General features: G+C 49.5%; 16 protein-coding genes. 6 read left to right on the top strand and 10 right to left on the bottom strand.

Translation table 11 applies throughout. The annotated features are described in order from the left end of the window. Window position 1 precedes the first annotated feature (1 nt). Window positions 2-436, top strand: coding sequence for a nuclear transport factor 2 family protein (locus tag BMW93_RS09290; protein ID WP_090374931.1), 435 nt, complete (start codon window positions 2-4; stop codon window positions 434-436). A 30-nt stretch (window positions 437-466) separates the two neighbouring features. Here BMW93_RS09290 and BMW93_RS09285 read toward each other — a convergent pair whose 3' ends face one another. Then, entirely contained in the window at window positions 467-1,528 is a 1,062-nt protein-coding gene (locus tag BMW93_RS09285; protein WP_090374930.1) for a PDDEXK nuclease domain-containing protein, read from the bottom strand. A 109-nt stretch (window positions 1,529-1,637) separates the two neighbouring features. Here BMW93_RS09285 and BMW93_RS36050 point away from each other — a divergent pair, with 109 nt between their 5' ends. Next, window positions 1,638-1,760, top strand: coding sequence for an SRPBCC domain-containing protein (locus tag BMW93_RS36050; protein WP_255372342.1), 123 nt, complete (start codon window positions 1,638-1,640; stop codon window positions 1,758-1,760). Window positions 1,761-1,943: 183 nt separating this feature from the next. Here BMW93_RS36050 and BMW93_RS09280 read toward each other — a convergent pair whose 3' ends face one another. The 3 genes from BMW93_RS09280 to BMW93_RS09270 all read right to left on the bottom strand — a co-directional run bounded on the left by BMW93_RS09280 (window position 1,944) and on the right by BMW93_RS09270 (window position 6,348). Further along, complete coding sequence (locus BMW93_RS09280) at window positions 1,944-3,158, bottom strand: acetyl-CoA carboxylase biotin carboxylase subunit family protein (protein ID WP_229240302.1); 1,215 nt, start codon at window positions 3,156-3,158, stop codon at window positions 1,944-1,946. Window positions 3,159-3,296: 138 nt separating this feature from the next. Continuing rightward, window positions 3,297-4,688, bottom strand: a complete 1,392-nt coding sequence (locus BMW93_RS09275; RefSeq protein ID WP_090374928.1) for a M17 family metallopeptidase — start codon at window positions 4,686-4,688, stop codon at window positions 3,297-3,299. A gap of 76 nt (window positions 4,689-4,764) precedes the next feature. Beyond that, entirely contained in the window at window positions 4,765-6,348 is a 1,584-nt protein-coding gene (locus BMW93_RS09270; RefSeq protein WP_090374927.1) for a M20/M25/M40 family metallo-hydrolase, read from the bottom strand. A gap of 144 nt (window positions 6,349-6,492) precedes the next feature. On the opposite strand from BMW93_RS09270, the gene BMW93_RS09265 reads away from it, so the two are divergent. Together BMW93_RS09265 and BMW93_RS09260 are read left to right on the top strand one after the other, a co-directional pair. Next, window positions 6,493-7,416 (top strand): UbiA family prenyltransferase, encoded by a 924-nt coding sequence (locus BMW93_RS09265; protein WP_090374926.1) that lies wholly within the window; start codon window positions 6,493-6,495, stop codon window positions 7,414-7,416. Between the two features lie 3 nt (window positions 7,417-7,419). Next, window positions 7,420-8,106, top strand: a complete 687-nt coding sequence (locus tag BMW93_RS09260; protein WP_090374925.1) for a class I SAM-dependent methyltransferase — start codon at window positions 7,420-7,422, stop codon at window positions 8,104-8,106. On the opposite strand, the gene BMW93_RS09255 is transcribed toward BMW93_RS09260, so the two are convergent. After that, on the bottom strand, window positions 8,044-8,943 hold the full coding sequence (locus BMW93_RS09255) for an EamA family transporter (RefSeq protein WP_090374924.1): 900 nt from the start codon (window positions 8,941-8,943) through the stop codon (window positions 8,044-8,046). The genes BMW93_RS09260 and BMW93_RS09255 overlap by 63 nt on opposite strands. 173 nt (window positions 8,944-9,116) lie before the next feature. Here BMW93_RS09255 and BMW93_RS09250 point away from each other — a divergent pair, with 173 nt between their 5' ends. Both BMW93_RS09250 and BMW93_RS09245 read left to right on the top strand, forming a co-directional pair. Next, on the top strand, window positions 9,117-9,824 hold the full coding sequence (locus tag BMW93_RS09250) for an outer membrane beta-barrel protein (protein ID WP_090374923.1): 708 nt from the start codon (window positions 9,117-9,119) through the stop codon (window positions 9,822-9,824). 68 nt (window positions 9,825-9,892) lie between these two features. Next, window positions 9,893-10,690 carry an HAD family hydrolase gene (locus BMW93_RS09245; RefSeq protein ID WP_090374922.1) on the top strand — a complete coding sequence of 266 codons (798 nt, stop codon included), beginning with the start codon at window positions 9,893-9,895 and terminating at the stop codon, window positions 10,688-10,690. Window positions 10,691-10,699: 9 nt separating this feature from the next. On the opposite strand, the gene fabF is transcribed toward BMW93_RS09245, so the two are convergent. From fabF to BMW93_RS09220, 5 genes are all read right to left on the bottom strand, one after another. Then, window positions 10,700-11,950 (bottom strand): beta-ketoacyl-ACP synthase II, encoded by a 1,251-nt coding sequence (gene fabF, locus BMW93_RS09240; RefSeq protein ID WP_090374921.1) that lies wholly within the window; start codon window positions 11,948-11,950, stop codon window positions 10,700-10,702. 36 nt (window positions 11,951-11,986) lie between these two features. Beyond that, complete coding sequence (locus tag BMW93_RS09235; protein ID WP_090147974.1) at window positions 11,987-12,220, bottom strand: DUF2798 domain-containing protein; 234 nt, start codon at window positions 12,218-12,220, stop codon at window positions 11,987-11,989. A 49-nt stretch (window positions 12,221-12,269) separates the two neighbouring features. Further along, a complete protein-coding gene (locus BMW93_RS09230; protein WP_090374920.1) occupies window positions 12,270-13,031 on the bottom strand; it encodes an SDR family oxidoreductase in 762 nt (253 codons plus the stop codon). Between the two features lie 227 nt (window positions 13,032-13,258). Beyond that, the gene (locus BMW93_RS09225; protein WP_090374919.1) at window positions 13,259-14,521 is read right to left on the bottom strand and encodes a sorbosone dehydrogenase family protein; all 1,263 of its coding nucleotides are present in this window, start codon (window positions 14,519-14,521) and stop codon (window positions 13,259-13,261) included. A gap of 84 nt (window positions 14,522-14,605) precedes the next feature. After that, window positions 14,606-15,043, bottom strand: a complete 438-nt coding sequence (locus BMW93_RS09220; RefSeq protein ID WP_090374918.1) for a hypothetical protein — start codon at window positions 15,041-15,043, stop codon at window positions 14,606-14,608. Window positions 15,044-15,089: the final 46 nt, after the last annotated feature.

Raw genomic sequence — 15,089 nt, 5'->3', positions numbered from 1 at the left:
GATGAAAAAAACATTTTTGCTCCTCGCGTTCCTTTTGATAGGCAATGCATTTGTATTTGCGCAAAGTGCCGATGAAAAGGCAGTTGCCGCTACCGTTGAAAAACTCAAAACAGCCATTATCAGCGCCAACGAAGCCGATTTGAAAAAACTTACCTCTCCTTCCCTCTCCTATGGCCACTCCAACGGTCTTTTGGAAGATCAGAAGGAGTTCATCCGCGCGCTCGTAAGCGAAGAATCCAAATTCACTAAAATCGACCTCAGCGAGCAAACGATCTCTATTTCGGGTGATGTAGCGCTGGTCCGTCACAAGCTGTATGGCGACACCCATAATAAGGGAAAAGACCCTGCGCAGGTGAAGCTCGGTGTGTTCATGGTATTCCAAAAAGTAAAAGGAAACTGGGTGCTGCTGGGGCGTCAGGCATTTAAACTGGTTTAAACCATTTTAGAGATATCAGGAACAGGTCTGCTAATCGCTTGGCAGACCCGTTTTTATTTTGGACAAATCGCGCTGCTCCATTTTGTGCCGGGCTATTTCGACTGCTTTGTGCAGCTTCTCTTGTAAAACCTGTCGCGAAGGCAGCGCCGTCAGGTAATCGGCCACGCGGATGTTACTTTGGCCCAGCTGCATCAGCTCGATATGCTCGCTGCTTTTGCCAGAGCATAGTATCAATCCGATCGGATCATTTTCGCCTTCGATCTTCTCATACTTTTCCAGAAACCGCAGATAAAGCTCCATTTGACCTTTAAAACCCGCCTCAAACTCGCCCATTTTCAGATCGACTACCACAAGACATTTCAGCCGCCGGTGATAGAACAACAAATCGATGAAATAATCCCGGTGATCAATGGTAATGCGCCTCTGCCGCGCCATGAATGCGAAATCGCCGCCCATTTCAATGATGAACCGCTGCAATTCTACGATGATCGACGCTTCCAGGTCCTTTTCGGAATAGGCGTCCTTCAAGCCCAGGAAATCAAGAAAGTATGGATCTTTGAAAACCAGGTCAGGGTTCAGTTTTTGCTCGCTTTTCAGAAGTTGCAGATCGTTGATGATCACGTCCTCCGGCTTTTTGCTAATAGCCGTGCGCTCGTAAAGCATGGATTGAATGCGTTCCCGGAATGTGCGCACGCTCCACATTTCGTGGATACACATTTGGATGTAGAATTCGCGTTTTATTGGTTCAGAGATCGGTAAAATCTCCTTCATATGTGACCAGCTCAACTGTCGTGTCAGTGAAACGACAATTTGTTCATCTGGAAACAGCTCCGCAAATTGTACCATTCTCCTCAAACCTTGCTCCGAAAACGACCTTCCATACTCATTCGTCAATTCGCGCGACAGTGTAGCGAGAATTTGTTTTCCATATTCTGCACGCTCGTCTTTGAGAATTTCCTGGCGAATGACTTTGCCGATTTTCCAGTAAAGCATGCTCATCTCCGCATTCACAGAAACTGCAATATGCTGCCGGCTAGCGAGAATAAGGTCTTTTACAGTGTTGAATAACGCAGTGCTGATAATCTTGCCCATCATGGAATGTGTTTAAGTCCATCCATTTAGACGTCAGCTTTTCACTTTGGTAACACACTTCTACAAAAACTTTTCATTAAAAAATTGCGTAACTAAAAAGTTACGCTTTATGAGACGCGATATCAAACTCAAATGGTTTTATCCATATCCGCTCGAGATGATCTGGGAATGCCTGACTAATCCCGAAACTCTCGCCAAATGGAGCCCCATGAAGGATTTCAACCCGAGATAGGTTTTGAATGCCAGACGCAGCAAAAACCCCGGAAGGCGCAGAAACGGGATGGGATTATGTATCACAAAATCCTCGAAATCGAACCGATGAAAAGGCTTTCATACAGTTTTAAAGGTGGATCGCGGAGAACTTTGCTATCAGCCGGCCAGCCGTTTCCAAGTCCCATTACCTAAAAAGTGATAATTAATGCGCTGGCTTCTTCGGGGCCGGCGCCGAAGCGTGGTATTTTTTCTGAACAATGGCCGCATATTTGTCCATTAGTTCCAGCACCTTATCGCGGGATTTGGACCTTACCACAAGTCCGACATGATGTGGCTCGTTCATGCGCCAGACCACTTCCGGGTCATTAAAAACCGACAGATCGGGCCATTCCTGGCGAGCCAGAGAGATAAGAATGCCTGAGTATTCTTTCCTGACAGGTGGCAATTTATAGTTATCGCCCTTCGCTTCCGCCGTTTCCATCCGGGCCCATTCTTTCCAGAGGTTAATGCCCGATGCCGCGTCCACCATTTCAGAAAGATGGGCGCCGCCGACGCGGGATGATGTTTCGAGAAAATAGTATTTACCATCCTCATAACAACGGATCACTTCGGTATGCGAGGCACTGTGCTTCAATCCAAATGCTTTGAGCAAATCCACGGCGAGCGTTTGCAATGCATGTTCTTCGGAAGAATCCAGCGGTACCGTAACGGAACGGAATATGCCGCCTCCGTGTGCGACGTCGAATGGCGGCGCAAGGTATTTGCTGTTCCAGGAAAATATAACAATACCGTTGTAAGAGATCGAATCGACGTGGTAAACGTCACCGGGCTTGTATTGTTCCACGAGGTAGGCATGCCGCTTGTCGCCCAGTTCATGAATAGTGTTCCAGAGTTCCTCGACTGTGCTCAGTTTCTGAATGCCTGATGCGGAAGCCTCCGAACGCGGCTTGATCATCCATGGGCCCGGATATTTTTCAATGAAACGATTGATCTGATCATCATTAAAAAGCGCCGAAAAGCCCGGTACCAGAATGCCCGACTCCAACGCTTTGGTGCGCATCGCGAGCTTGTCGCGGAAATAACGGCCGGTGGTCTGCCCCATCCCGGGAATGCGGAAATACTCGCGGATATGCGCGGCCTTTTCCACATCGAAATCATCGAGCGCCACCACGCGGTCGATCGGGCGGGTACGCATGACGTATGCGAGGCCGGTGATGATCTCGTTCATATTGTAAGTACCGTCCTCGCCTTCCTCCACATAAAAAAACTCATCCACGGCCTCCCTGACCCAAGGTTTGTTTTCCAGTTTTTTCGCGGTGATCAAAAAGACCTTGTTACCGGCGTCTTTGAGCGCCTGCAAAAAATCGTTGCCTTTGAAATAGGTGGAAATGCAGAGAAAAGTCAGAGTTCGGGTCATAAAACGGGATTTGGTGGACGGTAACAGCATTTACGAACGAGCCATGCCGCAAAGCATATATTCTCAAATCTAGCAAAAAGAACCATTTTGACAAGAAAAGCCCGGGTTAAATTTCCGTTACAACCCGGGCATCCGGCCTTAACCGGCAAGTTTCGACAAATAAGCAATCAACAGCTTTATTCCGTAGGCTGTCCCCGCACGGCCGGGCGCGAACTCGGTATCACCAAACGCCATTCCGGCAATGTCGAGATGTGCCCAGGCAGGGTGTTCGGCGGTAAAAACTTCCAGGAATTTCGCTGCTACGATCGCCCCGGCCAGCGGTTTGCCGTGGTAATTTTTGACATCGGCAATGTCTGAACTGATCTCTTCCTTATATTCATCCCAAACCGGCAGGCGCCAGAGGCGTTCCCCCGTTTCGTCGGCTGCCTGAACGAGCTCTGCCGCGAGAATATCGTTAGGTGTAAAGAGCCCTGCCGCTTCGTAGCCGAGCGTCTGGATAATGCTGCCCGTGAGCGTTGCCAGATCGATGAGCACATCCGGCTGATATTGTTTGACGGCATAATGCAGCCCATCGGCGAGGATCAGCCTGCCCTCCGCGTCGGTATCGATCACTTCGATCGTTTTACCGGCATACGAGCCGATTACATCGCCAGGTTTCATCGCCGAGCCATCGACCGAATTTTCAGTAGAAGGTATCACACCGATAATCCGCACGGGAAGTTTCAGTTGCGCAGCCAGCTCGACAGTGCCCAAAACCGCCGCTGCACCGCCCATATCGCTTTTCATCAAATGCATATTGGCCGATGGTTTGATCGAAATGCCGCCGGTATCGAACGTAACGCCCTTGCCTACCAGCGCCACCGTTCTAGTATAATGCGCCGGTTTATACTCCGAGACGATCATTACCGGCGGCTCGTCGCTTCCTTTATTTACGGCCAGCAATGCATGCATTCCCTCGTGTTCCAATTGCTTTTTCTCCAATATTTCCACCGAATACCCATTCTCCGCACCCGACTTACGGGCCCATTCAGCCAGCGTGGAAGGCTTTTTGTAATTGGAAGGGGCATTCATCAGATCCATGACGCGTATTTGCACCAAAGCTGTTTTTAATGCATTCTCAGCAGATAGTTTTACATCCGAACCTTCATCTGCGATGATGGAGAGTGTTCCCGATTTAAAAAATTCGCTGACCGCCTTCGGCTCGGTTTTGTATAGTTGCAGATCATAACCGCCCAAAACGAGTCCATTTACAGCATTTCCAATCCATTCCGCATCGCGCCCGCGGGCGTCGAGCGTAATGTGTGCGGGCCAGCGGTCTTTTCTTTTAAAAAAAAGCGAACGGAAAATTTTGATGATTGCCGGGAGCTTAGGTGTTTTTCCCAATCCTACCCACAATTCCTTCGAAGAGTACCACCATATTTCCCCCTTCTCCGCTTTGAACATTTCCTGGTTAGAAAGCTCGGTGCCTTGTTCGAAAGGACGGATGATGAGAATGTTTTCAACTGGCTCCTGTATGATCTCTATTTGCATTGATTCCGAAATTCTGGTTAATAAAAAAAGCAAAGACAATATATGCCTTTGCTTTCAAAAATGGGTTATGCGCGGGTTAATCCAGGCCGCCGCGACGGGTTGGCTTGCGTGGTTCGGGCCAAGCGCCGGGTACACCCTTGGCGTCAAGAGGCAGAACGCTTTTGTCGCGGGAAGTTTTGGCGGGATCTTCGCTAGCCTGATATGCCAGAATAGCGGCTAAGATCGCATTGCTGCGGACGTCGTCGAATACGATTTTGTCGTACGTATCGCGGTTGGTATGCCAGGTGTACGTGCCATACGACCAGTTCAATGAGCTCAGCGAAAACGCCGGCGCACCAGCCGCCACAAACGAAGCGAAGTCGGAGCCTCCGGTGCCGGGAGCACCCGGGAACGAGGTTTGAATAGGCGTACGGATCGGATCGGGGACTTTGGAAAGCCAACGCGTGAGATATTCGTAGGAATTTAAAAAGCCCTGACCGGACATGTTAACGACCCTGCCCGTCCCATTATCCTGGTTAAATACCGCCTGGATATTCTGCACAATTTCCGGGTGATCTTCTACAAATGCGCGGGAGCCGTTCAGCCCCTGCTCTTCGCTTCCCCAGTGGCCGACAAGGATCGTGCGTTTGGGATTAGGATATACTTTTTTCAAAATCCGCATCGCCTCCATCATCACGAGTGTGCCGGTACCATTGTCGGTGGCGCCGCTTCCACCGTCCCAGGAGTCGAAATGCGCGGAAAGGATTACATATTCGTTCGGTTTCTCGGTGCCTTTGATCTCCCCTACCGTGTTAAACGTCTGACTTACACCTGTTTCCTTCGCATCCCCGCGCACACTGATTTTCGGCGTGTGGCCGGATTCTGCAAGTCGATAGAGCAGTCCGTAATCTTCCAGCGAAATATCCACCGTAGGAATCGTCTTGGTATAAGCTCCAAATATTTTATTAGCCCCAAAACCTTTTGACCAATAAGACATAACCACACCCGCAGCCCCGGCTTTCTCCAATGCGAGCGGTAATGCACGTGCAGTATAGCCGGTCTTTTTCAGGCGGTTGGCCCAGGCGTCGGTTTGCACGTCGCGGTCTTTCTTCATTTTTTCGAATGACTCTTTGGTCGCAAATTCCTGCCAGTTGTAATCGGGCCGGCCGGTGGGCTGGTTCATACTGATGAGCACAAACTTGCCTTTTGCAGAAGGCAACCATTTCTGAAATGCCACCGAATCGGCCACATCGGGCAGGATTACCACGTCGGCAGTCACAGTTTTACCGTTGGTACCGGGGCTCCATGCGAGTTGCATGCCTTCGAGCGACTTCACGCGCGGCGCCACCATGTCGATGTGCGATACGCCGCGTTCCCAGCCCCGCCATTCGCCCCACTTTTCGTTTTTGGCGGTGATATTCCAGCCTTTGTATTTCGCTACCGCCCAGTCGTGCGCCTGCTGCATTTGCGGTGAGCCCACGAGCCTCGGGCCGATTACGTCCATCAGTTCGTGGGCCAGTTTTTCAAGTTGTGAATTTTCTGTGGCCTCCTTCACGATGTTTTCAACAACCGGGTCCCTCCGGACTGGATCCGTCCGGACCGGATCTTTACTTTGTGCAAAAACAAATGCGGTCGTCTGGGTCGAAAGACAAAGGGTTAGCAGCAAATAGATTTTTTTCATGTAATTGGTGGTTTAAGAAGTATCCATTTCGAATGTAGGAAATAGCGGTGAGGCTTCGCACACGCTCTTTAAAAATTCTAAATCGATATTTTAATTATATTATTCGGTCGTCACAAAGGCGCTGGCGCTGGCTCACAGGCAGATATGTTAAAGAGGATTATCCCATTTCTATTTTTTGCAAACTACTTCGTCGGCTTGCTGGCGGTCGCATTGTCTTTGGAAACTGCCTTTCAGCTAAACCTCCCACTCAATTCGCCGGCATATTACCTGCTACTCTTCTGCACAACTGTTTTTTACTACACGATCGCCTATTCCGGGCCTGTCGCGCCCAAAGTCTCGGCCAATCCACGCACCGAATGGTACCGGCTCCATTACCGCTTCGTACGGGTGAGCCAGATCGTATTGCTCAGCATTTGTGCGGTCACAGGAAGCTGGTATCTGATTGAAAACTTCCATGCGGTACTGCATTTACCGATTTACTATTGGCTGATACTGTCCATAGTGCCACTTGCCGCCGTCCTCTATTATGGTTTGCTCCCAAAATCCCTTATTTCCTTTAACCTGAGGCATACCGGCTGGCTCAAAGCATTTGTAATAGGCTTTGTGTGGGCAGGATGCGTAAACATCTTCCCGGTGGCGGCATTGCGGATCGAGCGAGGTGTGACGGTCGCCGAACCGTTGCTGATGCTCTGGCTTTTTACGAAAAACTGGATGTTTTGCACCGTCAATGCCATTATGTTCGATATGAAGGATTATGAAGACGACGCCAATATCGAGCTGAAAACATTTGCCGTACGGATGGGCCTGCGGAATACGATCTATTATGTACTGGTGCCGCTACTGGTGATCGGATTGGTTTCGTTGCTACTGTTCGCTACTTACCGCGGATTTGGGCTCCCGACGATCCTGCTCAATATGGCTCCGTTTGTGTGCTTGCTGGCTGTGGCATTTTCGATGCAAAGGCGGCATAGCATTTTGTTCTATCTCATCGTAATCGACGGCCTGTTACTCGTAAAGGCATTATGCGGGATCGCGGGCAGCTTTTTTGTGTATCAAAACCCGCATTAGCCCATGCTGAACAATTACGACCGCATTGCCACCCATTACGACCAACTCAGCAAGCTCATCTTCGGGAAAGCGATCATAAGTGCGCAGCAGGCATTACTGCCGCTGCTGACGCCTCCCGCACGCGTGCTCGTCGTAGGCGGAGGCACGGGCTGGATACTGGAAGAAATGGCCAAAATCTGCCCGTCAGGATTGACCATCGATTACGTGGAAATCTCATCCAATATGCTGGAACTGGCCAGAAAAAGAGATTTTAAAGACAATCAGGTGAGATTCATTCACACCGGTATCGAAGATTACACCGCACCAGCCGCCTACGACGTGATTATGACGCCATTTCTGTTCGACAATTTCAGCCCCGCACGCGCGCAGGTAGTTTTTCAAAAATTGGATAGTATCCTCATAAATGGTGCATTATGGCTGTTCACCGACTTTCATATTGATAAAAACATTAATCGTCTCTGGCAAAAAACCCTGCTCCGCTCGATGTATGTTTTCTTCCAAAATATCAGTCACGTAGAAGCCGATCAACTGCCCGACATGACCCGGCATTTTGACAATCATGACTACCACCTGACATCTGAAACCTTCCGTTTCAGCCGTTTTATCCGCTCGGCCGCCTACCGAAAATCAGGCGACGGCGGTGCGGCCCCTACCGAAAATGAATCGTTCATTGAAAATAATAATCGATAGCAGGATCATCGAATAGGCCGTGATCTGCGTCGCATTAATGGGCTCATGAAAGTAGAATAATGCAATCGCGAAATTCATCAATGGATTGATATATAACAGGATACCCATTGTAGAGGAAGTCACGCCCTGCAATGCGTACAGGTTCATAAACAGCGGAATGATTGTAAAAACCACCGCTATGAGTGTGATTAGTATGTAAAAAGAAGCCTCCGTGGGCAGCGCAGCGCTGTATTTGGGATAAAAAGGCAGGAGCAGCAATGCAGAGAATATGATCTGGATCGTCAGTACCAGGAACTTATCGATCCCTGTATTTTTCCGCTGACTTACCAAGTATAATGCATAGGAAGCTGCTACGATGAGGCTGTACAGAATATCGGATATATTGTTGAATGACAACAAGATACAACTTAATACACTAAGCATTACCGCTGTCCATTGCCATTTACTGAGCCTTTCATCGAGTACGAAAAACGCGATCACGGTCGTCATGATCGGGCAGACCAGATAGGCGAACGACGCCGCTTTCACGCTGATGTGGTTCATCACGTAAATGAAGAAAAACCAGTTGGCCGTCAGCAACACACCACCGATCAGCGTCAGGAATGCTACCTGCCGTTTCCGCGCAGCGGGCATTGCCTTGAATGTCGCGACACTTTCTTTCAGCACTTTTACGCGTACGAACAAACTGATCACCGCCATCACCGCCGCACACATGAACACGCGGTAGAAAAGGATATCGAGCGACGGATAACCCTTTAACGGTTTGAGGGCCAGACTGAAAAAGCCCCAGATCAGGAACGAAATGAATGCGGTGAGGTAGTACTTTGAAAATTTCATCAGGCTGCGGATGTGGTGTGGACCGTGCTTTCGAAACAGCAAAAAATGCGACCGGGTTCGTGGTGGTACATTTGGGAAGAAGAATCGTCTTTGAAATTTAACATTTTCTTCATGCAACCGACTGTTGACAAACTGTGTCAACCAGACAGTTTCCATTCCCAAAACCCAAATCCATGAAAATTCTTTCCATCCTTTCCTTTCTGTTAATCTGCCACATCGGCCTTGCTCAGCGAACTACATTTTCGGTCGGCCTCAACAGCGGCGTTTCGCGTTTTGCAGGTGCGAGCGCAGAAAAAACGACTTCGTCCAGTACCGGTGGGCTTTTCTGCAATTGCACGCCGAGCGCCGCGGGATACCTGGGCAATGTGCCGACTACTACTTACGGCGCAAGTCTCACCGTGCAGCATGAATACAAAAACCATTTCCTGCTGGCACTCGAAGCCGGTTACGAAAACCTCCGGACGCGAATCAACGTGGAGAATTTTCAGGTTGACGATATGATTTTTAAAACTGAAAATGCCTACAACATTACCCGAAATCATTTCATCAACATTTTCCCAAGCGCCGGATACAACTTCCCATTGGCGGAGAACCTGGATCTTTCGCTCCGTGGAGGTGCCGATTTCGGACTGGGCCTGAGCAGTTCAAGCAGGCTGGTAGTGCGGGAAGTATTTGAAGATGACCACTACACTGATCGCGACGGCCTCACGCCCGGGCTCGATTTCCGTCCGCGCATCGAAGCGAAAATCTCCGGCAAACGGCTAGGTTTGACCGTCAATTACGCACACGGGGTCACCAACTGGCTTAACGGCTGGGACGGCGGCGTTAACCAGCTTTACATGCGTGTATGGCGCGTGGGCGTACAGTACCGAATATTCTAAAAAAGCAGTAAAAACGGAACCATACCCGGCTTATTTGGCTTGATTAGTAAGGCAATATTCAATCAAGTATGACATTTTCCGACATCCGGCTTGTGGCTACCGATATGGACGGTACGCTTTTAAACTCCAAACACGAAATCCACGAATCTTTTTTTCCTGTTTTCAGAAAACTCAAAAATCACGGGATCATTTTCGTCGCAGCCAGCGGTCGTCAGTATTTCAACCTCGCCAAAACCCTCGATGCGGTAAAGGACGAAGTCATTTTTGCAGCCGAAAATGGCAGTTATGTGGTTTTTAAAGATGAGGAAATCCACATTCAGGCGATCGACCCGGAGATTACCCACGAGCTGATATTGATTTCGAGAAAGATCAAAAATACCTACCCGATCATTTGCGGGAAGAAAAAGGCTTACGTCGAAAACGACGACGAGGAGTTTATCAATCACCTCAAACTGTATTTCGAAAGATACGAGGTAGTGAACGACCTGCTCGAAATCTCGGACGACCAGTTTTTGAAATTCACATTATGCGACCTGGCCGGTTCCGAAGTGAACAGCTACCCGCATTACAAAAAATACGAAGACGACCTGCAAGTGAAAGTCTCCGGGCCGATATGGCTCGACATTTCGCACAAAAAAGCCAACAAAGGCCGCGCAATGGAAGTTTTGCAGGAAAAATTCCAGGTGACAGCCGAGCAGACGATGGTTTTCGGGGATTACCTCAACGACCTCGAAATGCTCGAAAAGGCGCATTACTCGTACGCGATGGCGAATGCGCACCCGGATATCAAAAAAATAGCCCGTTTCATCGCTAAAAGCAACGATGAAAACGGGGTTGTGGAAATCCTTTCGGAAATCACGGAGTAAGGCAACGCCCTACTCCGTATATTTTTTGAATATGGATGTCGCCGTGTGACCTCCGAAACCGAAGGTATTGTTCAGCGCGTAATTCACGGTTTGTTTCACCGACTTACCCAATATGATATTCATACCTTCCGGGATCGCCTCGTCGAGGTTCTCGGTATTGATGGTACCCGGGATAATATCGTTCTTCACCGCCAAAACGCTAACGATGCTTTCAATGGCTCCCGCCGCGCCCAGCAAATGGCCGGTCATGGATTTAGTGGCGCTGATCGCTACCGGATGGTCGCCAAACACGGTTTTCATACCGTGCAGCTCGCTCATATCGCCCAGGCCGGTTGAAGTCGCGTGCGCATTCACGTAGTCGATCTGATCAGCGGTAATGCCTGCTTCTTTCAGGGCCTTTTTCATACCCAATGCGGCGCCCATCCCGTCCGGAGGCGTTCCGGTGAGGTGGTAAGCATCGGCAGCCATGCCGCCGCCAACGATTTCCGCATAGATTTTAGCGCCTCTCGCTTGGGCATGTTCCAGATCTTCGAGGATCAATGCCGCCGCCCCTTCGCCCATCACGAAACCGTCACGGTCTTTATCGAACGGCCGTGAAGCCGTTGCCGGATCATCATTTCTTTTTGAAAGTGCCTGCGCCGCGCTGAAACCGCCCAGTGAGGAATAGATAATCGCAGCTTCCGAGCCACCGGCTATCATCAGTTTGGCCTTACCCATGCGTATCGTGTCGAATGCGCTGATCAATGCCGTGTTCGAAGAAGCACAAGCCGAAACGGTACAATAGTTGGGACCGTGCAACTTGTGACGGATCGAGATCACGCCCGCCGCAATATCCACGATCATTTTGGGAATAAAGTACGGGTTGAAACGCGGCACACCGCCCGATGCGTGGAATTCCAGCAACTGGTCTTCAAATGTGCCCATACCACCGTTTCCGGTCGCCCAGATCACGCCCATATCGTGGCGGTCTTCCAGATCAATATTCGCGAAGTCCAACCCTGCGTCTTTGATCGCCGTATCCGATGCCGCAATGGCGTACTGGGTATGCAGATCGTATTTTTTAATCTCCTTCTTCTCGATATAATCTTCGGCCCTGAAGTCTTTCACTTCGCAGCCGAACTGCGTTTTGAATTTGGAAACGTCTATTTTAGTAATGGTAGCAGCACCGCTTTTACCATCTACAATATTTTGCCAGAATTCGTCCACAGAATTCCCCAGCGGAGAAATAACCCCCAGGCCGGTAACTACTACTCTTTTCATACAGTTTGATTATTTGATCCAGGACATCAGGAACGGTCAGTCAACCTCCTGAGTCAGTGTATCTTTGAAGATGTCGTCGACCAGTTTTTGCACCTTCGGGCCAATCAGCAGGATTGCCGGGATGACGATCAGATACGACATGCTCCAAGATTTGAGCCAAATCACCAAAAAATTGGTAACAAATCCAATATTTAGGGAAATCAAAGCGAAGGAAATTATGCCCGTCGTAACGACGCCCATGATCATGGCAAAAGCGATTTTCTGTCTCATTCCGGATGTGATTTTTGTGAATTGAAGGTTACTTGTCAACACTGCCTTCTCAGGCATTTTGGAGGTCCACCGTCGGGTTCATCGCCTGTAAAGCGGCAGCGGGATTGCTCAAAAACAGATTGAATACATCGGCAGTACGTCCTGTGAGAATTTCATAGGTATTGTTTTCAAATGCTTCCACGAGTTCATCGGCCACTTGTTTCGGCGGGATACCATTGGTTGCGCCACCGATTTCAGCTGAAAACTCGGTATCCACCAGCGGAGGCAGGATTTCGAATACTTTGATATTGGAAGATTGGCCCAGCGTAATGCGAAGCGATTGCGTATAGGAGTGCAATGCCGCCTTACTTGCCGCATAAGTAGGCAGGAAATGGTTGGGAACAAGTCCCGCAATGCTAGAAACCGTCACAATCGCCGCCTCATCTGCTTTTTTGAGCAATGGCAGCAGTTTCTGATTCAGGCGGATAATCGCGAGGTAGTTGGTCGTGATTTCTTCTTCGGCCAGCGTCGCGGCGTCCTCGTCACCATCCAGGTGGTAGTAAGAGGCCTTTCCGGCATTGTTGATCACGACATTCAGTTCCGGAAACTCACTTTCCAGCCGTGCCACAAATGCATCCGTAGAATGCTTATCGACCACATCGAAAACGACAGGCGTTACATTGGTAAGCTGTGCAGCGGCTTTTTGCAGACGCTCTTCATTACGACCGGTGATAATCACATGGTTACCTTTTGCAGAGAATGCTTTCGCGAATTCGAAGCCAATACCAGCACTTCCGCCGGTGATCAAAATTGTATTTCCAGTAGTTTTCATTGTCTTTCAGGTTTAAAATATACCAATCGGTATATTATTTTAGAAAATTAAAACCGGGACCAGCCGGTTAGTTCTTTTGTGAAATCAAATTCACATGACAAAAATATACTGATTGGTATATTTTTCCAAGAAAAATGGAAGAAACTTTTGCAAATGATTTTCCTATTTCACAAAAAGCGGCCTGGCTGCTTCCCCAGGCCGCTTTATTTCCAACGACTAACAAATTCTTATTTGGCAGCCACACGCCAGATGACGTTTCCAGAGTCGTCGTTCACCAGTACCGACCCGTCGGCCATCACCGTCACGTCCACTGGGCGGCCATACACCTTCTTTTCATTCTCTACAAAACCAGTCAGAAAATCCTCGGGCTTACCTGCCGGCTTGCCGTTTTTAAATGGTACAAAAACCACTTTGTAACCCGAAAGTTTCGAGCGGTTCCACGATCCGTGCTGGCCTACGAAAGCGCCGTTATGGTATTTGGCAGGAAACCGGGTTTTGTTGTAAAAAGCCAGCCCCAACGAGGCCGTATGCGAGCCAACCGGCACGTCGGGCACAATGGTCTTGGCTACGAGGTCCGGCCGTTCGCCTTTCCTGCGCGGATCTTCGTTCTGGCCGAAATAGGCATAGGGCCAGCCGTAAAAACCGCCCTCCTTCACACTTGTAATGTAGTCGGGCACGAGGTCGTCGCCCAGCTTATCGCGTTCGTTCACGGCCGTCCAGAGCACGTTGGAGCCCGGCGCCCAGTCCATTCCCACCGGATTGCGCAGCCCGCTTGCATATACGCGCTCACCCGAGCCGTCGGGGTTAATTTCCAGGATATTCGCCCTGCGCTTTTCTTCGTCGATGCCGTGGTCGGCCACATTACTTGCCGAACCTACGGAAATGTAGATTTTGCTACCGTCTGCATTTGCCAGGATATTTCTCGTCCAGTGATTGTTGTATCCACCGGCCGGCAATTCTAAAATTTTCTGGCCTTTGGAAGTGATCCGCGTTTCACCTTCTTTATAGGGATAGCGAAAAAGTCCATCGGTATTTGCTACGTAGAAGAATCCATTCAGCACCAGCATGCCGAGTGGTTTATTGAGCTTTTCGAGGAATATTTCGCGCATCTCCGGCGTACCGTCCTTGTTCACATCGCGTAGGAGCGTAATGCGGTCGGCACTCTTTTTCGTCCCCGATTCGGCCACGAAAATGTCCCCATTGGGAGCGACGTAGGTCCAGCGCGGGCTGTTAAACTTGTCGGCGAATTTCGTCACCACAAAACCTTCGGGAGCCACGGGCATTTTATCATCAGGCCAGCCTTCTTCTTTGGGCCGGTTTTCCACAGATTCGGTTGCGAAAGGCGCGGGTAGTGTAAGTTGGTCGGTTGCGGTAGCCACCGAATCGGGGCCAGTTTGCGCAGCTTCTTCTTTTTCCTTCTTTTCGTTGTTGCAACCGGTTAGCGACGCCAAAGCCAGCATACCGGCGATAATGAAGCGGTATTTGTTCATGTTTGTTGATATTAATGTAGAAAGCTGGTCAGGAACATTGCGTTCCCGGCCAGCTTTCACAATAATAATGCCAGTATCCGTCGTCTACACAAGGCCTCTCTCCTTCAAAACAGCCTGCTCGTCACCGGTAATGTAAGCAAATACTTTCAGCGTCCCGTTCAGATGTTGGAGCAGGTAAATCACGCTGAACTCGATCGAATCCGATACGCCATCCTTTTCATAAAACGACTCCCAGTACACTTCCACCATGTAATGCAACTCGTTCAGCTCGGTAATGTCCAGCTGGCGGATCTCCATTTTGGTAATGCCGATGGAGCGATAAAAATCATAACCTTTCGGCACCGCGTCCAGAAAGCTCTGGTCATTTTTACCACCCGAAATACCTACCGGACTCGCCTCAACAAAAAAATCGGCGAAAGCCTTTGCCGTTTCTTCCGCTACCGCATTCCCGGCAAGCCCTTCGGCAAAACGCTGCTCGTATGCCTCAAAGAATTGTTCGATCTGATCATTGATATCTGCCATTTCAATAGTCTGTTGGTTGAGATATCGATCCTAAGAAAGAACCATG

This window comes from Dyadobacter sp. SG02 (genome assembly GCF_900109045.1).
GTDB lineage: Bacteria > Bacteroidota > Bacteroidia > Cytophagales > Spirosomataceae > Dyadobacter.
Note: the sequence above shows the minus strand (reverse complement) of the source record. Positions and strands in the feature narration are given on the sequence as shown.

What these genes read in the sequence shown, in the direction of transcription:
- BMW93_RS09220 (WP_090374918.1), bottom strand. Translation starts at nt 15,043, where the DNA reads ATGGCAGATATCAATGATCAGATCGAACAATTCTTTGAGGCATACGAG.
- BMW93_RS09265 (WP_090374926.1), top strand. Translation starts at nt 6,493, where the DNA reads ATGTTAAAGAGGATTATCCCATTTCTATTTTTTGCAAACTACTTCGTC.
- BMW93_RS09230 (WP_090374920.1), bottom strand. Translation starts at nt 13,031, where the DNA reads ATGAAAACTACTGGAAATACAATTTTGATCACCGGCGGAAGTGCTGGT.
- BMW93_RS09285 (WP_090374930.1), bottom strand. Translation starts at nt 1,528, where the DNA reads ATGGGCAAGATTATCAGCACTGCGTTATTCAACACTGTAAAAGACCTT.
- BMW93_RS09275 (WP_090374928.1), bottom strand. Translation starts at nt 4,688, where the DNA reads ATGCAAATAGAGATCATACAGGAGCCAGTTGAAAACATTCTCATCATC.
- BMW93_RS09280 (WP_229240302.1), bottom strand. Translation starts at nt 3,158, where the DNA reads ATGACCCGAACTCTGACTTTTCTCTGCATTTCCACCTATTTCAAAGGC.
- BMW93_RS09245 (WP_090374922.1), top strand. Translation starts at nt 9,893, where the DNA reads ATGACATTTTCCGACATCCGGCTTGTGGCTACCGATATGGACGGTACG.
- BMW93_RS09250 (WP_090374923.1), top strand. Translation starts at nt 9,117, where the DNA reads ATGAAAATTCTTTCCATCCTTTCCTTTCTGTTAATCTGCCACATCGGC.
- BMW93_RS09255 (WP_090374924.1), bottom strand. Translation starts at nt 8,943, where the DNA reads ATGAAATTTTCAAAGTACTACCTCACCGCATTCATTTCGTTCCTGATC.
- BMW93_RS36050 (WP_255372342.1), top strand. Translation starts at nt 1,638, where the DNA reads ATGAGACGCGATATCAAACTCAAATGGTTTTATCCATATCCGCTCGAG.
- BMW93_RS09225 (WP_090374919.1), bottom strand. Translation starts at nt 14,521, where the DNA reads ATGAACAAATACCGCTTCATTATCGCCGGTATGCTGGCTTTGGCGTCG.
- BMW93_RS09260 (WP_090374925.1), top strand. Translation starts at nt 7,420, where the DNA reads ATGCTGAACAATTACGACCGCATTGCCACCCATTACGACCAACTCAGC.
- BMW93_RS09270 (WP_090374927.1), bottom strand. Translation starts at nt 6,348, where the DNA reads ATGAAAAAAATCTATTTGCTGCTAACCCTTTGTCTTTCGACCCAGACG.
- fabF (WP_090374921.1), bottom strand. Translation starts at nt 11,950, where the DNA reads ATGAAAAGAGTAGTAGTTACCGGCCTGGGGGTTATTTCTCCGCTGGGG.
- BMW93_RS09235 (WP_090147974.1), bottom strand. Translation starts at nt 12,220, where the DNA reads ATGAGACAGAAAATCGCTTTTGCCATGATCATGGGCGTCGTTACGACG.
- BMW93_RS09290 (WP_090374931.1), top strand. Translation starts at nt 2, where the DNA reads ATGAAAAAAACATTTTTGCTCCTCGCGTTCCTTTTGATAGGCAATGCA.